The organism is Hungatella sp. SB206 (assembly GCF_051132295.1).
GTDB lineage: Bacteria > Bacillota > Clostridia > Lachnospirales > Lachnospiraceae > Hungatella > Hungatella effluvii.
In genome coordinates, this window is the sequence record NZ_CP096603.1 from 3,730,166 (window position 1) to 3,748,664 (window position 18,499).

Genomic DNA, 18,499 nt, shown 5'->3' on the forward strand with positions numbered 1-18,499 from the left:
CCCATGACAGAAAGAGCGCCTCTGTAAACTTATTATAGTGAGCGCTCTTTCTTATGGGAAAAAGTGCAGAAGCCAGGAGGTATAATAAATGGAAGAGAAAAAAAAGAAAGGTTTTTCCTCGCGTCAGAAACGAGTAATCCGCGACAATATGGTCGGTTACGCGTTCATACTGCCGAATCTGATCGGTTACGCGATTTTCATCTTCATTCCCGTATGTTTTTCTTTTGTATTAAGTGTTATGAAATGGGATGCCTCCCAGGCTCCCATGGAGTTTGTCGGACTTGCCAATTTTGCACAGATATTTCAGGACGAAATATTCATGAAGTCCTTCTGGAACACCATCGAGTACGCACTCATGACGGTCCTTCCGACCCTGGTGCTTTCTCTGCTTTTGGCCGTCCTTTTAAACAATAAGCTGAAAGGAATCGCCATTTTCCGTACGGCAATCTATTTCCCATATATTGCCTCCATCGTGGCGGTGGGAGCTGTCTGGAACATGCTGTTTCAGCCGGATTTCGGACCGGTTAATGAGTTCCTGAAATTCATAGGAATTGCCAATCCGCCCCGCTGGGTGGTCGATGTGAATTGGGCCATGGTGGCCATTTCCATCGTCAGCATCTGGAAATACATGGGGTATTACATGATCGTTTACTTAGCAGCCCTTCAGGGAATCTCAAGCTCCCTCTACGAAGCGGCCAGCATCGACGGGGCCAACGGCTGGCAGAAGCTTCGTTACATTACGATTCCGATGCTGACACCTACCACATTCTTCGTCCTGATCATGCTGACGATCCAGTGCTTCAAGGTATTCGACTTAGTATACGTTATGACCGGCGGCGGCCCTGGCAATGCAACCAAGACCCTGGTCAACTACATCTATGAAAAAGCATTTACCAGCTGGCAGCTGGGGCCGGCAAGCGCAGGCGCGATCATTCTCTTCGCCGTTGTACTTGTCATCACGCTCGTTCAGTTCGCCGGTGAGAAAAAATGGTCTCAGGACTTAATGTAAAGGAGGGAAACGGTATGCAGACAAAACAGAAATCATACAAAGGTTTGATCTATATTTTATTAGTTTTACTGTCCTTATTCATGCTGGTTCCTTTCTACTGGATGGTGATTTCCTCCTTAAAGCTTAACAAGGACGTATTCTCCATTCCCATGAAATGGTGGCCGGATACCATACACTGGAACAATTACCAGATTATCTGGAAAAAGCTTCCGCTTACGACCTTCTTCTTAAATACTGCGAAGCTGACAATCTGTACCACCGTAATCCAGCTGTTCACCAGCTGTCTTGCGGCTTACGGCTTCACAAAGACGAAATTCAAGGGAAGAGACTTAATTTTCCTGATGTATGTTACTACCATTGCAGTTCCGTGGCAGGTATACATGATTCCTCAGTTCATTCTGATCTCCAAGATGGGCTTAAATGATACTCATATCGGACTGATCCTGATGCAGGCATTCTCCGCATTTGGCGTATTCTTAATCCGTCAGTTCTATATCAGTATCCCGGATGAACTCTGCGAGGCCGCCAGAATCGATGGTTTAAATGAGTTCGGCATCTTCTGGAGAATCGTTCTTCCACTGGGAAAACCGGCGATGGCGACCTTGACGATCTTCACCTTCACCAATGTGTGGAACGACTTCATGGGTCCCCTCATTTACTTAAAGACAAAGGAATTGAAGACAATTCAGTTAGGTATCCGTATGTTTATATCCCAGTATGGCGCCGACTACGCATGGATCATGGCGGCTTCCGTCTGTTCCCTGATCCCGGTTGTCATCGTATTCTTAAGCTGTCAGAAGTTCTTCGTGGAAGGCGTTGCAGCCAGCGGAATTAAGGGGTAAAATGAAAGGAAAAGAATAAGGAGAATAGACTATGGCACAGACCCTTAACACAATCCGGAATTATCCGGGCATGGAAGAGGGGATGACAACTACGGCGCTTAACGGCGCCGTAGCTGTTATCCGGGAAAACCTTCCGGTATTTACAGAGAAATTTCAGTCCTCCAACAGCTTCGGCGGCTTCTATGAGCCGACGGAAAATGTGGAATGGACCACCGGATTCTGGACCGGCTCGATCTGGCTGGCCTATGAGCATACCGGTGACGAGGCATTTAAAAAGGCCGCCGACATTCAGGTAGAAAGCTTTTTAGAGCGAATCGAGAAGAAAATCGACGTAAACCACCACGACATGGGCTTCTTATACAGCCTGTCCTGTGTGGCGGCTTACAAGCTAACCGGCAATGAGCATGCAAAAAAGGCGGCGCTTCTGGCGGCCGATCATCTGGCGGAACGCTACAGGGAGAAAGGAAACTTCCTTCAGGCTTGGGGAAATCCGGGAGAGCCTAAGGAGTACCGGCTGATCATCGACTGTCTGTTAAACCTTCCCATCCTTTACTGGGCGACGGAGGTGACCGGAGATGAGTCCTACGCACAGAAGGCGGAGCATCACATCAAAACCGCCATGAAATGCATCCTGAGACCCGATAATTCCACCTACCATACCCATTTCTTCGATGTGGAGACGGGAGAGCCCACTTACGGCGTAACCCATCAGGGCAACCGGAACGGTTCCGCATGGGCGAGAGGCCAGGCATGGGGCGTCTACGGGATCGCGCTCAGCTACCGCTATTTAAAGAACCCGGAATACATCGATTTATTCTGCCGTGTTACGGACTACTTCATCGAACATTTGCCGGAAAATCTCGTTCCCTACTGGGATTTTGATTTCGACACGGGAAGCACAGAACCGAGGGATTCCTCCGCGTCAGCCATCGCTGTCTGCGGAATCCTGGAGATGGCAAAGTATTTAGATCAGGATAAGTCCGACCGCTATTTAACGGCTGCGGACCGTATGCTTAGGGCACTTGTTGATCACTGCGCCAACACGGACATCACGAAATCCAACGGGCTGCTGCTCCACGGTACGTATGCCCGGGATTCCAAGGAGAACACCTGCACGAACCGCGGTGTGGATGAATGCAATACATGGGGAGATTATTTCTATATGGAAGCCCTGACCCGGCTTTCGAAGGATTGGAAGTTATACTGGTAAAGGAGATGAGACATCGATGAAAACCAATCTTTTGTATGTCTTCGCTGACCAGTGGCGCGCCGAGGCTATAGGCGCTCTCGGTAGCGATCAGGCAGTAACGCCGAATATTGACCGTTTTTCAGAGGAAAGTGTCTGCTGTACCAATGCGTACAGCACCTTTCCCTTATGTTCCCCGCACCGGGCTTCGCTCATGACGGGCAAATACCCATTCCGTGTGGGAATGTGGACCAACTGCAAGATCGGCCTGGAAGAGAAGATCATGCTGAAGCCCCAGGAGACCTGTATCGCTAATGTTTTAAAGGACGCGGGCTTCGCGACAGGTTATATCGGCAAATGGCATCTGGATGCGTCGGAGCTCAATTTCAATCCGCATCCAAAGTCCGGCGCCAGAGAGTGGGACGCCTATACGCCGCCGGGAGAGAGAAGACAGGGCTTTGATTATTTCCTGTCCTACGGGGCGTGCGACGATCACCTCGATCCCCACTACTGGCTGAATGATGAGACTCAGATCAGGCCCGGCAAATGGTCCGCGGAATACGAGACCGACAAAGCCATCGAATATATGGATCAGAAGAAGGACGAAGATGAACCGTTCGCACTGTTTGTATCCTATAATCCGCCGCACCTGCCTTATGAGCTGGTGCCGGAGCGCTATTATGAAAAGTTTAAGGATTTAAAGGTCCACTACCGTCCCAATGTGCCGGAATCCATGCGGAAAGAGGGCGGTCTCTTAGAGACGCAGACACGCCAGTATTTTGCTGCGGTTTATGGAATCGACGAACAGTTTGGCAGAATCCTGACCTGGCTTAAGGAAAACGGCATGGAGGAAAACACTCTGGTGGTGCTGTCCGCCGATCACGGGGAGATGCTGGGATCTCACGGACTTATGAGCAAGAACATCTGGTACGATGAGGCGCTTCACATTCCGCTCATTTTCCGGCAGAAGGGAAGACTGGAGCCCGGAAAGAATGAGGCGATCTTCGCAAGTCCCGACCACATGCCGACGCTTCTGGAGCTTCTGGATCTGGATGTGCCGGAGACGTGCGAGGGTTACAGCCACGCAGGAAGCTTGACCACGGCTCCGGCAGAGGCCGGCAGTGCAGTGTCCGGCGAGCCGGAAGATATGCTGATCTGTTCCTATCCCGGAGGCGCGGACATGGTTGCTGCATTTTCAAAGCGCGGTCTGACGCACAAAGCCTATGGCTGGCGGGGTATCAGGAACAAACGGTATACCTACGTCATCACCAATGGCTACACCCCCGATGAGCCGCAGAGAGAGCTTCTCTATGACAGAGAGCTCGACCCGTATGAAATGAATCCACTGGTAGTGGAAAAGGACTGCGCGGATGCGCGGATCCTGGCATTTCGGGAACGGCTGAAGCATTATCTGGAGTTGACAGAGGACCCGTTTCTGTGGGACAGGATCGGATAGTCTATATAAAATGATTTTGTATTTCCAAAAAGCGCTTTGTCCCCAGTTCGCTTGGCTCCCCCCTTTTTACAGAAGGTGAGCTTAGCCAGTTTTGGCACGACCCGTTCCACCACGATCTGCCCGTTTACCGTTCTCGCCTCCAGCTCGTGAAATGCCTCCAGGAAACGGGGATCCTTTCTGGCGCGGTCATAGAAGGAGAGGATATAGACGTATTCAAAAAGATTATAGTTCCGAAACGGATACTCCACCTGCATGAACAGCGTTCCGATTCCATAATGGCACGGGCCGATGGGCTTCCTAATCGTCCAGTGCTCCAGTAAAAACTCCACCGCCCGGTCCAGCGCAGGTTCCCGGTTTAAATAATCGCTGAAGCGGAAGGCATCGAGCGCCAGAAGTGTCGGATGCGGGTTGGAGTATTCCGTCTCAGGACCGTGCCCGAAGGAAAATTTCCTGCATCGCCAGCCGCCGTCGGGATACTGGGTATCCAGAAAATAACGGAATGTGGTCTGCAGCCGCCCGTCATTCGCATATCCCAGATGGCAGAGCACCTGCGCCGCACAGGCCGTATGGCAGGGATAAATACTTCCCTTTGGGTAAAGCCTGATACGGCCATCCTCCTGCCATGCGCTGAGTATCAGATCTGCGGCCTCCTTTAATATGGGGTCTTCCGGGTCCATCCCCAGCTCCAGGAGATAGCTCACACAGTCCAGAGTGGAAAACGGCGCCCCTTTCTGCAGGCGGTGGTCCGGTGTGTCCCACAGCGTGCCTCCCTGGTCGTAGCGGTGGGAGAGGATCACAGCGACGTCCGCCTCGTATTTTTTATCAACTGCCATACGGTACCTCCAATTGATTTCATTCTGTAAATGTCTGAGAACATTCAGATATTTATGATACGAGTATAACTGTTTAAATATGACAGCGTCCTGTCATATTTCACGTTATCCGTCTAATATAATGCTGCCATCTGCTCCAGATACTGTTTCATTTCCTGCCGGAGACTGTCCGGCGCCAGAATCTCGGCTTTGTTTCCGAATCCGGAAAAAGTGCTCAGAACCCATTCCGGCCTCCCGGTGAGAAATGTAACAACAATATCGTTCTCCCCGTAAACCAGATTTTCGCGGCCAAAGAAATCAATCGCCAGAAATTCAAGAGAACGGTCCATTTTCACGGTGACCGTCTGGCCTCTGTCGTTGACAAAATGGCTTTCCATCGAAGGAATCTCATAATCGCTCCGTTCATCAAAGACGGAATCACTGACCTCTAAATCCGTAATCCGGCTCAGGCGGAACATGCGGAATTCCTGTCTCAGCAGACAGAAGGCCAGCAGGTACCACGTCTCCTGTTTGAAAATCAGCTTATACGGCTCGACACGTCTCGTCACCGTGCCGCTGGGGCTGCAGTAACCCATTTCCACGATAAAATGCCCGGCGATCGCTTTCCGCAGCATCCCGATCCTGGATAGGAAAGAGCTGTTCTGATTCCAGGAAGTGAAATCCAGAATGATGTCATTTTCCAGCAGCAGCCGATTGCCGTCGCTGAAGCGGAGCTTCGCCAGCAGCGTCTTCATCCGCGCGCTGTCATCGATGGTAGCCAATCCCTCGATGCCGGCCAGTATCACTTTCATATCATCTTCGCTGAGCGCCGATTTATTATAGCAGAAATTCGGCAGGAGTGAGACTCCGCCGCCGACTCCCTGTCTCGTCACCACCGGAAATCCGGAAGCGGATAAATCCAGCAAATCCCTGTGAATCGTGCGTGTGGACACCTCAAAATATCCGGCCAGTTCTCTTACGGTCACATTCTCCCGTTCCAGAAGAATACACAGAATTCCAAACATGCGGTCACTCTTCAAACATTTCACCTCCAGTGGCTTTATCATACGAAATACGACATTTCCTGTCAAGTTTATTCTTTCACAAAGAGTCCGCTAAGCCGGACCCGCGCCGGAGCGCGGCCGTTTCAGCGGTCATATAACACAAAAAAACCATTTCCTCCAGGACGGCCTGATTCTATGCCGCCTGAATGAAATGGGCAAATTCTTATCTGTATAAAATCATCTCCCGGATCAGGAATTCTTTTTTTCGCTGACTTCCTCGAGAAGCAGCTTCGGCTCGGCCACCAGCGAGTAATTCGTGTGGTAAATGACGAATCCCGGTGCAGCACCGGCCACTTTCCGGATATGCTTTCTCTGAATGTAGTCGATCTCCACCTTCTCGTTCTCCCGGCCCTTGGAGTAGTAAGCGGCCAGGGCGCCGGCCTCCTCAAATACGTGGTCGGGCAGCTCTTTTCCCTCCGTCTTTACAATGACGTGGGAGCCGGGAATGCCCTTTGCGTGGAACCACCAGTCGCCGCCATTCGCCAGCTTGAAGGTGAGTTCGTCGTTCTGGTAGTTGTTCTTGCCGACGTAGACGTGAAATCCGTCTGAGGTGATATAATGGAAGGGACGGCTGGTGATTTTCGGTTTCTTGTCTCCGGCGCGCCTGTGCTTGATGTAACCGTACTCCATCAGTTCTTCCTTGATCTGAACGAGATCTTCTTCCTTCAGCGCGATATCAAGCGCGGCACTGACCGATTCCAGGTGATCGATTTCCCGTTTCGTTTCCAGGGTCTGTTCCGACAGGGCCTCATACGTCCGCTTCAGTTTGTTGTATTTATCAAAAAACTTCTGAGAATTCTCCCGGGCCGACAGCTGGTCATCCAGCGGGATAGTGATTTCCTCGTTCGTATAGTAGTTTAAGCAGATGAGCTTTTTCTCACCGCCCTCCAGCTCATAGCCGTACGTGTTGAGCAGTTCACCGTAGACCTTGTATTTGTCGCGTTTTTCCGTATCCTTTAACTGCTTCATCTGAAGATCATACTTTTTATAGTTTCGCTCCAGAGCGGTCTGGACGATTTTCCGCAGGTCCACGGACTTCTGACGGATTCTCGTTAAGATGTTCCTGGACGCATAGTATTCTTCCAGCAGCGTGCTGATGGAATCGTAAGTTACAGCCTGGTACTTTTCTCCTTCAAAACAGGTAAGCGGGAGAGCGGAAAATTCCACCGGCTCGTTCTGGTAATAAATAATGTTCGGGGTAAAGCAGCGGCTTTTCACGTCGTCCATCATCAGAGAAAACATATGGTAGAGATGGATGAGCTCTGCCTCCGTCAGTTCATTGGCAGACACATCGCCGTCGATGGAGGCCAGATGGCAAAGCTCCGTGCCGACGATCGGGCTGATGCCTGTCAGCTTCATATAGAGCGCTTTCTGTACCGGCGCGGCCGTGTGGCCGATCAGTTCCGTAAATTCCGCCTCCGATATGGAGAGCGGGTCTTTTTTCTCCACGGTCTGCGGGATAAAATAGGGCCGTCCGGGCAGAACCTCACGAACGGAGCTGACCTGGGCCGAAATATGCTTGATGCTGTCGAGAATCATGTCTTCGTCATTGCAGAAGATAATGTTGCTGTGCTTGCCCATGATCTCAATATAGAGTTTCTTGATCCGCTTGTCCCCCAGTTCGTCGAGATGCTCGATTTCCATGCAGATGATACGCTCCAGCCCCGGCTGGCTGACCCTCATGATACGGCCGTTTCCAATATGCTTTCTTAAGAGCATACAGAAATTGGGCGCTGTCATAGGGCTCTGCTTGTTCTGCTCCGTAAAGTAGAGAAGCGGAAGACTGGCGCTTGCCGAAATGAGCAGGCGCCATGTGTTTTTTTGATTTTTGACTGTAAACAGCAGTTCATCCTTTTCCGGCTGGGCGATCTTCGCAATCTTTCCGCCCTCCAGCCGATTACCGATTTCCGCTGTGAGACTGGCCATTACAGTTCCGTCTAATGCCATTGTTATACCTCGATCCTTCCGTGTTCCTGTCTTCTAATATCCGTGTCTGTCTAATATCTATGTCCGCCTAATGTTCATGCCCTTCAAACGAGTCTAAGTCCGCCTCTGTATCATCGCCGTCCTCGCCGTGATTCATGAATTCCCTGGCGCTGACACGGTTCCTTAAGCGTTCTTCCTCCACCTTCTTGGAGAGCATCTCCTTCACGTGGTCGCTGTCTTTAATATTGGTAATTCTTAAGCATTTTAAATCCAGATCCGTGCTGTCAATGTGAATCGTACCCAGTCCGAAAATCCTCTGGATAATATTTTTGCTCAGACTGATGTTTAAAATGCGGTAGAGGCGAACTTCCTCTTCCTTCGTATTTAAAAAGCCGGTCTCTACAAAAAGACGGCCCTCGTCCATTCCATATTTCGTAAAGGTCCATGGGAGTCCGCACCAGAGACGCTTTCTATCGTACCAGATCATACTTTCCTTCTTCATAGCTGTTCTCCTTTTTAACTGACTGAATGAAACTGGCTATATTATACTATGGAATCCACCTTTCGTCCAGTTGTAACAGTTCACTCCCCGCCTGTGTCCCCGCAGTCCAGAAAACTATTTGACTTGTTTTTTATTATGACTTATAATGGATGGTATCTATGGCGAAAGGAAGGCACAAGGAATGATAAAAAGCATGACAGGTTTTGGAAGATTCGAAACCGTCACGGATGAATATAAGATTTCCGTCGAGATGAAGGCGGTCAATCACAGATACCTGGATTTAAGCATCAAGATGCCAAAGAAGTTCAATTTTTTTGAAGCCGGAATCAGGAATCTGCTGAAGAATTATATCCAGCGCGGAAAAGTCGACGTATTTATTACTTATGAAGACTACACGGAGAACAAGCTGTGCTTGAAGTATAACAGCGCGCTTGCCGCCGAATATATGGATTATTTTGCCAGGATGGAGACTCAGTTTGGTATACGAAATGATGTGACAGTATCCACGCTTTCCAGATGTCCGGAAGTTCTCTCGATGGAGGAGGTTCCGGAAGATGAGGAACACATGTGGAAGCTTCTGTCCGAGACGGTTGAAGAGGCCGCCAGACGGTTTGTTGATACCAGAGTCACGGAGGGTGAGAATCTAAAGGCTGATTTACAGGGCAAGTTAAGCTTTATGACCAGTCTTGTGGATTTTATCGAGGAGCGCTCCCCGCGGATTATGGAGGAGTACCGCACCAAGCTGGAAGACAAGGTAAAAGAACTGCTTTCCAATACGACCATTGATGAAGGAAGAATCGCCACAGAGGTGACGATCTTTGCCGATAAGATCTGTGTGGATGAAGAGACCGTACGTCTGAGAAGCCACATTGAGAATACGAAGGCGGAGCTGGAAGCCGGCGGCAGCGTGGGAAGGAAACTGGATTTCATTGCCCAGGAGATGAACCGGGAGGCCAACACCATTTTATCGAAGGCCAATGATTTGGAGATTTCGGATAAGGCCATTGCGCTGAAGACCGAGATCGAGAAGGTAAGGGAACAGATTCAGAACATAGAATAGAGTACAGACGCTGAGTAGAGGCGCTAAGTGCTCATAACGAGGTGGAAACTTATGAACGAACATGGTGTGCTGGCAGTCATATCGGGATTTTCAGGCGCCGGAAAAGGCACCCTTATGAAGGCTCTGCTTGAGAAGTATGACAATTATGCGTTATCCATATCCGCTACCACCAGGAATCCCAGAGAGGGAGAAGTGGATGGACGGGAATATTTTTTTGTGACGGAAGACCGATTTAAAGAGATGATGGAACAGGATGCGCTGATCGAATACGCGCAGTACGTCAATCATTACTACGGAACTCCGAAGGAGTATGTATTAAGACAGATGGAACAGGGAAAAGACGTGCTTTTAGAGATCGAGATTCAGGGCGCTTTAAAAGTAAAGGAGCGTTTCCCGGAAGCCATCCTGATCTTTGTCATGCCGCCGGGCGCGGAAGAATTAAAGAGACGCCTGATCGGCAGAGGCACGGAAAGCATGGATGTGATTAATGCAAGACTTCGCCGGGCAGTGGAAGAGGCGGAGGGCATGGATTCCTACGATTATATTTTAATCAACGATGAAATCAGTTCCTGTACAGAGCAGCTTCATAAGATGATTGCGGTACAGCACAGCAGAGTTTCAAATAATTTGGCATTTTTATCCCAGATCAGGGAAGAATTAAAGAATATATAGCTATCAGGAAAGGGGAATGAAAGATGTTACATCCATCTTATTCAGATTTAATTAAAGTAGTAAACAGCGAGGTAGAACCAGGAGAACAGCCGGTTGTTCAGAGCCGTTATTCCATCGTGATCGCCGCGGCAAAGAGAGCGAGACAGATCATCGGTGGAGCCGAGTCTGATCTTCCAATTGCCGGAAAGAAGCCGCTTTCCGTTGCCGTAGAAGAATTATATGACGGCGATGTAAAGATCTTAAGCGAAGCGGACGCAACGGAAGAAGACGATTGATAAGGCACTGTTAAGAAACAACTTGGACAGATGATGCAGGATAAAGCTTCATGCGCAAGGCGGAGGAATGAGGCGTACGGCGTACGCCGATTGACGACAACGCGGCGTATGGAGCTTTAGACAAATCAGATGGCTGCGTTATTTCTTAACAGTGCCCGGGGTTGAAGGCCGTCTCCACATTGGCAGAGATGGCCTTTCCATTTTCCATTCACCGTGGTGTTACGGACAGCAGCATGTCCGCCAGTTCACTGGCCGCGAGGATTGAAACAAAGATGCCAAAAAGACATACGAAAAGACAGGAGTTATAATATTTTATGAAATTACTATGCATTTCGCTGGGCTGTGATAAGAACCTGGTGGATACGGAGATGATGCTGGGGCTTTTAAACAAGGACGGCTATACCTTTACGGATGACGAGTACGATGCGGATGTCATTGTCATCAACACATGCTGCTTCATCGGTGACGCCAAGGAGGAGAGCGTTAACACAATCCTCGAGATGGCGCAGATGAAGGAGGTGGGTAAGTGTAAGGCGCTGATCGTTACCGGCTGCCTGGCTCAGCGCTACAAACAGGAGATCATCGATGAGATTCCGGAAGTCGATGGAATCCTCGGTACCACCACCTATGACGAGATATCCCATGTGCTGGCCGAGGCGCTTGGCGGCAGGGAGCACGTCCAGTGCTTCCACGATCTGGATCTCATTCCTGAGGTGAAGACAGACCGGGTGATCACCACCGGAGGCCATTACGCATTCTTAAAGATTGCCGAAGGTTGTGACAAGCACTGTACCTACTGTATTATTCCCAGCCTGCGCGGTAATTTCCGCAGTGTTCCCATGGAACGGCTGGTATCGGAGGCACAGTCACTGGCCGATCAGGGCGTAAAGGAACTGATCCTGGTAGCCCAGGAGACGACGCTGTACGGCGTGGATCTCTATGGAAAGAAGTCGCTTCCGGAGCTTTTAAAGAGACTCTGCCGCATTTCCGGCCTTCAGTGGATCCGGATTCAGTACTGCTATCCGGAGGAGATCACCGATGAGCTGATCGAAACCATAAAAACAGAGGAAAAGGTCTGCCATTATCTTGACATGCCGATTCAGCATGCCAGCGATACCATCCTGCGCCGCATGGGAAGGAGAACTTCCAGGGAGCAGTTAAAGGAGATCGTCGGTAAACTCCGCAGTGAGATTCCCGATATCGCAATCCGTACGACCCTCATATCCGGATTTCCGGGAGAGACGGAGGAGGATCATGAGACGCTGATGGAATTCGTGGACGAGATGGAGTTTGAGCGCCTCGGCGTGTTCGCTTACTCCGCGGAGGAAGACACTCCGGCGGCCGGATTCCCGGATCAGATTCCGCAGGAAGTGAAGGAAGAACGGCGCGATGCCATCATGGAGCTCCAGCAGGAAATCTCCTTTGACCATTCTCAGTCCATGATTGGAAGATCCCTGGATGTCATGATCGAAGGCAAGGTTGCCGATGAAAACGCCTATGTGGGACGAACCTATATGGACGGCCCTGGCGTGGACGGCATGATTTTCATCCAGACCGGCGAGGAGCTGATGTCCAGAACCTTTGTAAGGGCCAGGGTGACAGGCGCGCTGGAATACGATTTAATAGGAGAGATAGAAGATGAATTTACCGAATAAACTGACGATTCTTCGAATCATCATGATTCCGTTTTTTGTACTCTTTATGCTGCTTGACGGCGGTGTCAACCAGACGTACCGCTATATCGCCGCGGTCATTTTCATCGTAGCCAGCTTTACAGACTTACTGGATGGAAAGATCGCCAGGAAATACAATCTGGTAACCAACTTTGGAAAATTCATGGACCCGCTGGCAGACAAGCTCCTGGTCTGTTCCGGCTTAATCTGTTTCGTCGGCCTTGGCCAGCTTCCGGCCTGGTTCGTGATTATCATCATCAGCCGCGAGTTCATCATCAGCGGCTTCCGTCTGGTAGCATCTGACAACGGTGTCGTGATCGCCGCCAGCTACTGGGGAAAATTTAAGACCGTCTCTCAGATGATTATGTCTGTGCTGCTGATTGTAAATATCCCGGCACTGTCCATTCTGACCACCATTTTCAGCGTCATCGCGCTGGTTCTGACGGTGGTTTCACTGATCGATTACATTGCGAAAAATTATCGTGTTCTTACGGAAGGGAGTCTGTAAATCATTATGGTTGTTGAATTAATTTCAGTCGGAACAGAACTTTTACTTGGAAATATCGTGAATACCAACGCCCAGTTCCTCGCGGAGAAATGCGCGTCACTCGGCCTCTCCATGTACCATCAGGTAACGGTGGGAGACAACCGGGAACGGCTGGCGGAAGATATTAACACGGCTCTGCAAAGGGCGGATATCATCATCCTGACCGGCGGCCTTGGACCTACGGAGGACGACATCACAAAGGAAGTCTGCGCCGAGGTTATGGGCTTTAAGCTGGTGGAAGACCCGCATACGAGAGAGCGGATCGAGACGTATTTCAAGAATAGCATCTATCCTGTTATCACGGAAAACAACTGGAAACAGGCGCTTATTCCGGAAGGCTGCAAAGTTCTTGACAATCATAACGGCACAGCCCCCGGACTCATTCTGGAAAAGGCAGGAAAGGCAGCGATTCTCCTTCCCGGCCCCTTTAACGAGTTAAAGCCGCTTTTCCTGGACGCGGTATCCCCATATCTTCAGGAATTACAGCCTGAGGTGATCCGTTCCCAGATGATCAAGATCTGCGGCCACGGGGAGAGCCAGGTGGCAGACCAGATCAAGGATTTAATCGCCGCACAGACGAATCCGACCATCGCCCCTTACGCAAAGACGGCGGAGGTACATCTGCGTGTAACGGCACGCGCGGCCGATGACGAGACGGCCAAGAGCCTGATTAAGCCTGTCGTAAAGGAGATCAAGAACCGTTTTGGTGATGATATCTATACCACAAAGGAAGAGGAGACCCTGGAGATGGCGGTCGTCCGTCTTCTTAAAAAGTATGAGCTCACGGTTACTACCGCGGAGTCCTGTACCGGCGGCCTGATCGCCGGGCGCCTGGTTAATGTGTCGGGAGCCTCCGAAGTATTCCGTGAGGGCTTCGTCACCTACTCCAATAAGGCAAAGAGGAAAATTCTCGATGTCAGCAAGGGAACCCTCAAGAAATACGGTGCCGTCAGCGAACAGACTGCGAAGGAGATGGCCACAGGCGGTGTATTTGCAACTGACGCCGATGTCTGTATCGCCGTCACCGGAATTGCCGGACCTTCGACCGAGGGAGACAAGCCTGTGGGGCTCGTTTATATTGCCTGCTATATGAAAGATAAGGTGAAAGTGGAAGAGTACCACTTCAAGGGCAACCGGGATAAGATCAGAGAGCAGGCCGTCGTAAAGTCTCTCGATCTATTGCGCAGGTCCATACTCGCAAATTATCGGGGATAAGTCTTCAGGAGGATAATACATTGGAAACCCGTTTCATAAAAAAACAGATGACAGCGGCGTATCAATATTCTTATACGAGGCTGGCACTCAATTACTATACTTTATACGAAACCCTGACAGAGGAACCGGAGCTTCCCGGAAAAGGCGGCACGTTTCTTCTGACCCTCAATGAGCTCATTGGAGCGTATCTGGAGGGGAAAGAGATCCTTAACCGGCTGGACCAGCTCCGGGAAGAGGTTACCCGTGAGGTGGAGATTCTGACGGCTTACACAGACTGCTTTCAGATTTACGAATATGTGTTAAACCGGCTGGAGAGATCCTATAAGACTCTGCCGGAAACCGGCTACAACGACGAGACCTTTACGGATATGCTGATGGCATTTATCACGAATACCAAGGAATCTGCCGTTATGAACGGGCGCATCCGCCAGATCATCGGCCAGCTCCCTGTTCGTCTGACAAAGCAGAAATTCTACAGCCTCGTGCTGGAGGGACTCTCGGTTTATACCGGTTCTCCTGTGGACAGCTTAAATGACATGATGTATACGCTTAAGACCGAATCCATGGCATTCCTTCCGGAAGGGATGGCGGAGGGACGCAGATCCTTATATGAGACACTTAAGCAGTTCGGCCATATGGATTACCGCAGCCTTTCACCGGAGGCGTTTTCGGAAGCCCAGGCGAAGCTTATGGGTGTGAGTGCAGAGCTGAATGAAGAAGCAGAATGCTTCGTAAGCCTGCAGGAAATTATCAATGACTTATACGTTCTTTCTCTCGCTAAGAGCGACGCAGTAATCGATGTCAGCGAGGAGAAGCTCTATCATTCCATCATCACCGGAGTGTTAAATGGCTTAACGAAAAATGGCGGCGGAGAAGCGGAAGAGTCCTTCACGGCGCTTCTTACACAGCTGGAAGGGCGTCAGGAAGCCTATTATGAGAGATATCTCCGTTCGGAATTTCCGCCGGAGACACCGGAGCTGCTCGCCGATCCCGATTATGTGAGAGCCGGCAACGTTGATCTTCTCCTTTCCGGAAGTTCCTTTATGGATTTAAAGAAGGTCACCGCAGAAAGCGGCGAAGAAGAGGACGGCTCGCAGGAGCTGGTAGACAGGGCGTACCTGGAAAAAACCGCAGAAGCGTATTTTGGTCAGCTGGAAACCGTATTTTCCGGCACCTCCAGACCAGTCATGCGCGCCATTATGGCGAAAGTGCTCTCGGACCTTCCGGTGTACTTTAATTCAATTGATGAGATCAAATCCTACATCAGAGGGAGCCTGGAAAGCTGCGGGGACGAGGCGGAAAAAGAAACCTGCAAGGAATTATTGGAAGAGCTGATGGAATATGAAGATAAGCTGGTATGACCACTTATATGTGGGTGACAAAGCGAAAAAGAAACGGTATCAAATCATTCAGGCAATCAGAAATTCCCGCCTGATTTCAGGGGCTTATGTGATTACACCCTCATTAAGTGGGAATAATGTACTTGATATCTATCCGGCCATGGAGCTTTCGGCTCCGTGGTACAGGGATGAGGAGTTCTTCATCATCGGAATTGCTGCCGACTACTGGGAGGCCCTGGAGGTGACAAGGCAGATTATAGATGAACTGTACCGGAATACCGGCGGCTTCGATTTGACCGGTTATATAAACGGTCACTCGCACGCTCCGTGTACGGGCGGCCGCGACAATCAGGCCCGAAACATGTCTGAACATGTTCCAGAAGCCGGCGAGATGTGAGGTGTCCATGCTTCCTATCATATTATTTATTTTAAAACTGCTGGGAATTCTGGTCCTGATTCTGCTGGGACTTGTTCTCGGCGTGCTTCTTCTGATTCTCTTCGTACCGGTCAGATACCGGATCGAAGGCTCTTATTACGAACGGCTGAAAGGGAAAGTCCGGGTCACATGGCTGCTACATATTGTCTCTGTAACGGCAGCTTATGAGGACGAGTTCTCCATTCTCATCCGGCTGTTCGGCTTCCGGCTCTTCAAACCCGTGGAAGAGAGCAGAGAGGATGCGGAAGAGATGCTGGTCCACGCCATGGAAGTGACTGACGAGGATGCGGAAGAATTCTCCGGCGATATCCTGAAGGATGTGGAACGCTCCGGGAAAAAACGGCTCACGGAAGAAGGAAAACTTCCCGAAGGCACTGCTTCTGACAGCGAGCGCACAAATTCAGAAGAAAAGCGCAACGAGCCGCAGAAAATAGAGCCGCAGAAATCGTCACGGCTGAATGAAGAGCCAGGTCAGGGTAATTCAAATCAGAATGGTTCAGTGCAGGAAGGTTCAGATCAGAATAGTTCCGACAAGGAACATGAAAGTAAAAAGACAAGCGGCGGAAAGGCCCAGGCGGCAGCCGACAGGCTTTCGTCAATTTTCGCAAAACTTAAGTATTCTTTCGAGGGGATCTGTGATAAACTAAAAACCATAAAAGAGAAAAAAGAAGAGATTCAATCCTGGATTTCCAATGAGAATAACCGAAAGACAATCCGCCTTCTTCTGAGGCAGTTAAAGAAACTGGTCCGCCACCTCCTTCCCAAAAAAGGAAAGGGCGAAGTGGTATTCGGCTTCGACGATCCCTATACGACCGGTCAGGTTTTAACTGCGGTCAGCGCGGTTTACCCGTTCTGCCATAAGCAGTTTGACATTTACCCGGTATTTGACAGACAGGTATTTACGGCGGAGGGACATTTTAAAGGAAGAATCCGGGCCGGCACACTGCTTCTCATTGCGGGAAGGATGCTGCTCGATAAGAATTTCAGAGGCCTGTTAAGAAAATGGCTTCGTTAAAGGAGGAACAGATCAGATGGCAGATAATTATTTTACATCTACAGTGGAGGCTCTGTTCAAGGGTATGGATACCTTTGTAACGACAAAAACCGTAGTGGGAGAGGCAGTAAAGGTGGACGATACCATCATTCTTCCTCTGGTTGATGTGACCTGCGGCATGGCTGCCGGCTCATTTGCTGAAAGCGCAAAGCAGAAGGGCGCAGGCGGTATGAATGCCAAGATGAGCCCCAGCGCCATTTTAATTATTCAGAACGGCGTGACGAAGCTGGTCAACATCAAACAGCAGGATGCCATGACGAAGATCCTGGACATGGTGCCTGATTTTGTCAATAAGTTTACAGGGGGTTCCCAAGATGTTTCCCCTGAAGCATTAAAGGTAGCGGAAGAGATGGCTGCGGCAGACGAGGAAAAAACTGAATAAGAAGAGGATAAGCCGCATACTATATCATATAGCATGTAAATGGATTGAGGGATTATATGAAGAGAGTATGTGGTCTGATGCTGTTCTGCTTTGGCGCAGGAATGGCAATTCTGCTTTTTATCCCGGCAACAATCATGACGATATTGTTCATCATCGCCTGTATGGTACTGGGATACAACTTATTCTGTTGGTAGAGAGTGTTTGTTGGAAACGGGAGAGATGCGCTGATACCCGTTTCCAGTTAAAATAAAGAGTTCTAAAACTGCTTCAGCAGGAGCATTTTCCGGCAAAACAAAAAAAGCTCCAGGCTATTATCAGCCTGGAGTTTTCCTAAATGATTAAGCTCTCTCAACTAAACCAGATCTTAAGCAGGAAGTACATACGTACATCTTCTTATTGCCTCCGTTAACTTTAACTTTAACGGACTTTACGTTTGCTTTCCACATCTTGTTAGATCTTCTATGGGAATGGCTCACCGCATTACCAAAGTGAGCAGCTTTTTCACAGATTGCACATTTAGCCATGATTGCACCTCCTTAAACGCTACTTGGATTTTCTGTTATAAAAATCCACAACAAATGTATGATAACAGAAATTGCATACTTTTGCAAGTGAAATTTAAAAATTTGTTTCTTTTTTTGGGAAAATAATGTATAATCAAATCAGTCAGAATGATAGGAGGTAAAAATTATGAAGGGTTACATCAATAATAAACTGGGTGAAATCCAGATTGGCCCTGATGTTATCGCTATGTACGCGGGCACTACTGCAGTAGAATGTTTCGGTATTGTCGGCATGGCGGCTGTCAGCATGAAGGACGGCCTTGTTAAGCTTTTAAAACGCGAAAGTCTGACGCACGGAATTAACGTGAATATACAGGACAACCATATCACCATCGACTTCCATGTCATCGTAGCATATGGAATCAGCATTTCGGCGGTAGCTGACAATCTGATCGAAAATGTGAAGTACAAAGTAGAAGAGTTCACCGGCATGACGGTAGATAAGATCAACATCTTCGTTGAAGGTGTAAGAGTGATAGATTAAG

Annotated in this window: 21 protein-coding genes; 16 read left to right on the top strand and 5 right to left on the bottom strand. The window is 49.5% G+C overall.

The features are described 5' to 3' along the window. Window positions 1-88 precede the first annotated feature (88 nt). The 4 genes from M1L66_RS16315 to M1L66_RS16330 are packed head-to-tail and all read left to right on the top strand — an operon-like array spanning window position 89 to window position 4,493. Window positions 89-1,009, top strand: coding sequence for a carbohydrate ABC transporter permease (locus tag M1L66_RS16315; RefSeq protein WP_002604185.1), 921 nt, complete (start codon window positions 89-91; stop codon window positions 1,007-1,009). 14 nt (window positions 1,010-1,023) lie between these two features. Then, entirely contained in the window at window positions 1,024-1,851 is an 828-nt protein-coding gene (locus M1L66_RS16320; protein WP_187022100.1) for a carbohydrate ABC transporter permease, read from the top strand. 31 nt (window positions 1,852-1,882) lie between these two features. Beyond that, window positions 1,883-3,061, top strand: a complete 1,179-nt coding sequence (locus tag M1L66_RS16325; protein WP_434694164.1) for a glycoside hydrolase family 88 protein — start codon at window positions 1,883-1,885, stop codon at window positions 3,059-3,061. Window positions 3,062-3,077: 16 nt separating this feature from the next. Beyond that, a complete protein-coding gene (locus M1L66_RS16330; protein WP_434694166.1) occupies window positions 3,078-4,493 on the top strand; it encodes a sulfatase family protein in 1,416 nt (471 codons plus the stop codon). On the opposite strand, the gene M1L66_RS16335 is transcribed toward M1L66_RS16330, so the two are convergent. The 4 genes from M1L66_RS16335 to M1L66_RS16350 all read right to left on the bottom strand — a co-directional run bounded on the left by M1L66_RS16335 (window position 4,445) and on the right by M1L66_RS16350 (window position 8,797). After that, a complete protein-coding gene (locus M1L66_RS16335; protein ID WP_434694168.1) occupies window positions 4,445-5,326 on the bottom strand; it encodes a prenyltransferase in 882 nt (293 codons plus the stop codon). The genes M1L66_RS16330 and M1L66_RS16335 overlap by 49 nt on opposite strands. Before the next feature lie 113 nt (window positions 5,327-5,439). Beyond that, on the bottom strand, window positions 5,440-6,354 hold the full coding sequence (locus M1L66_RS16340) for a helix-turn-helix transcriptional regulator (protein ID WP_434694265.1): 915 nt from the start codon (window positions 6,352-6,354) through the stop codon (window positions 5,440-5,442). Between the two features lie 204 nt (window positions 6,355-6,558). Continuing rightward, window positions 6,559-8,316: an Rqc2 family fibronectin-binding protein gene (locus M1L66_RS16345; protein ID WP_434694170.1), complete on the bottom strand. Its 1,758-nt coding sequence runs from the start codon at window positions 8,314-8,316 to the stop codon at window positions 6,559-6,561. A 67-nt stretch (window positions 8,317-8,383) separates the two neighbouring features. Continuing rightward, window positions 8,384-8,797, bottom strand: coding sequence for a PH domain-containing protein (locus M1L66_RS16350; protein ID WP_002604177.1), 414 nt, complete (start codon window positions 8,795-8,797; stop codon window positions 8,384-8,386). A 181-nt stretch (window positions 8,798-8,978) separates the two neighbouring features. Between M1L66_RS16350 and M1L66_RS16355 the strand changes: the two genes are divergently transcribed. The 11 genes from M1L66_RS16355 (at window position 8,979) to M1L66_RS16405 (ending at window position 17,645) form a co-directional block, all read left to right on the top strand. Beyond that, entirely contained in the window at window positions 8,979-9,857 is an 879-nt protein-coding gene (locus M1L66_RS16355; protein WP_025530418.1) for a YicC/YloC family endoribonuclease, read from the top strand. Between the two features lie 51 nt (window positions 9,858-9,908). After that, window positions 9,909-10,529 carry a guanylate kinase gene (gmk, locus tag M1L66_RS16360; RefSeq protein ID WP_187022094.1) on the top strand — a complete coding sequence of 207 codons (621 nt, stop codon included), beginning with the start codon at window positions 9,909-9,911 and terminating at the stop codon, window positions 10,527-10,529. A gap of 23 nt (window positions 10,530-10,552) precedes the next feature. Next, window positions 10,553-10,804 (top strand): DNA-directed RNA polymerase subunit omega, encoded by a 252-nt coding sequence (gene rpoZ / locus M1L66_RS16365; RefSeq protein WP_110323322.1) that lies wholly within the window; start codon window positions 10,553-10,555, stop codon window positions 10,802-10,804. 314 nt (window positions 10,805-11,118) lie between these two features. Next, entirely contained in the window at window positions 11,119-12,459 is a 1,341-nt protein-coding gene (gene rimO / locus M1L66_RS16370; RefSeq protein WP_434687121.1) for a 30S ribosomal protein S12 methylthiotransferase RimO, read from the top strand. Continuing rightward, entirely contained in the window at window positions 12,443-12,985 is a 543-nt protein-coding gene (gene pgsA / locus M1L66_RS16375) for a CDP-diacylglycerol--glycerol-3-phosphate 3-phosphatidyltransferase (RefSeq protein WP_187022091.1), read from the top strand. Before rimO ends, pgsA begins: the two co-directional genes overlap by 17 nt. Window positions 12,986-12,991: 6 nt before the next feature. Continuing rightward, entirely contained in the window at window positions 12,992-14,239 is a 1,248-nt protein-coding gene (locus M1L66_RS16380) for a competence/damage-inducible protein A (protein WP_002604171.1), read from the top strand. A 20-nt stretch (window positions 14,240-14,259) separates the two neighbouring features. Continuing rightward, window positions 14,260-15,600, top strand: a complete 1,341-nt coding sequence (locus M1L66_RS16385; protein ID WP_434687124.1) for a hypothetical protein — start codon at window positions 14,260-14,262, stop codon at window positions 15,598-15,600. Beyond that, complete coding sequence (locus M1L66_RS16390) at window positions 15,581-15,976, top strand: hypothetical protein (protein WP_187022090.1); 396 nt, start codon at window positions 15,581-15,583, stop codon at window positions 15,974-15,976. Before M1L66_RS16385 ends, M1L66_RS16390 begins: the two co-directional genes overlap by 20 nt. Before the next feature lie 7 nt (window positions 15,977-15,983). Then, window positions 15,984-17,030: a DUF2953 domain-containing protein gene (locus M1L66_RS16395; protein WP_434687127.1), complete on the top strand. Its 1,047-nt coding sequence runs from the start codon at window positions 15,984-15,986 to the stop codon at window positions 17,028-17,030. A gap of 16 nt (window positions 17,031-17,046) precedes the next feature. Beyond that, on the top strand, window positions 17,047-17,451 hold the full coding sequence (locus M1L66_RS16400; RefSeq protein WP_002604167.1) for a GerW family sporulation protein: 405 nt from the start codon (window positions 17,047-17,049) through the stop codon (window positions 17,449-17,451). Window positions 17,452-17,507: 56 nt separating this feature from the next. Next, window positions 17,508-17,645, top strand: coding sequence for a hypothetical protein (locus tag M1L66_RS16405; protein WP_002604166.1), 138 nt, complete (start codon window positions 17,508-17,510; stop codon window positions 17,643-17,645). Window positions 17,646-17,789: 144 nt separating this feature from the next. Here the strand turns inward: M1L66_RS16405 and rpmB are convergent, their stop codons facing one another. Beyond that, entirely contained in the window at window positions 17,790-17,975 is a 186-nt protein-coding gene (rpmB, locus tag M1L66_RS16410; RefSeq protein WP_002604165.1) for a 50S ribosomal protein L28, read from the bottom strand. 166 nt (window positions 17,976-18,141) lie between these two features. Here rpmB and M1L66_RS16415 point away from each other — a divergent pair, with 166 nt between their 5' ends. Further along, the gene (locus M1L66_RS16415; RefSeq protein WP_002604164.1) at window positions 18,142-18,498 is read left to right on the top strand and encodes an Asp23/Gls24 family envelope stress response protein; all 357 of its coding nucleotides are present in this window, start codon (window positions 18,142-18,144) and stop codon (window positions 18,496-18,498) included. Window position 18,499: the final 1 nt, after the last annotated feature.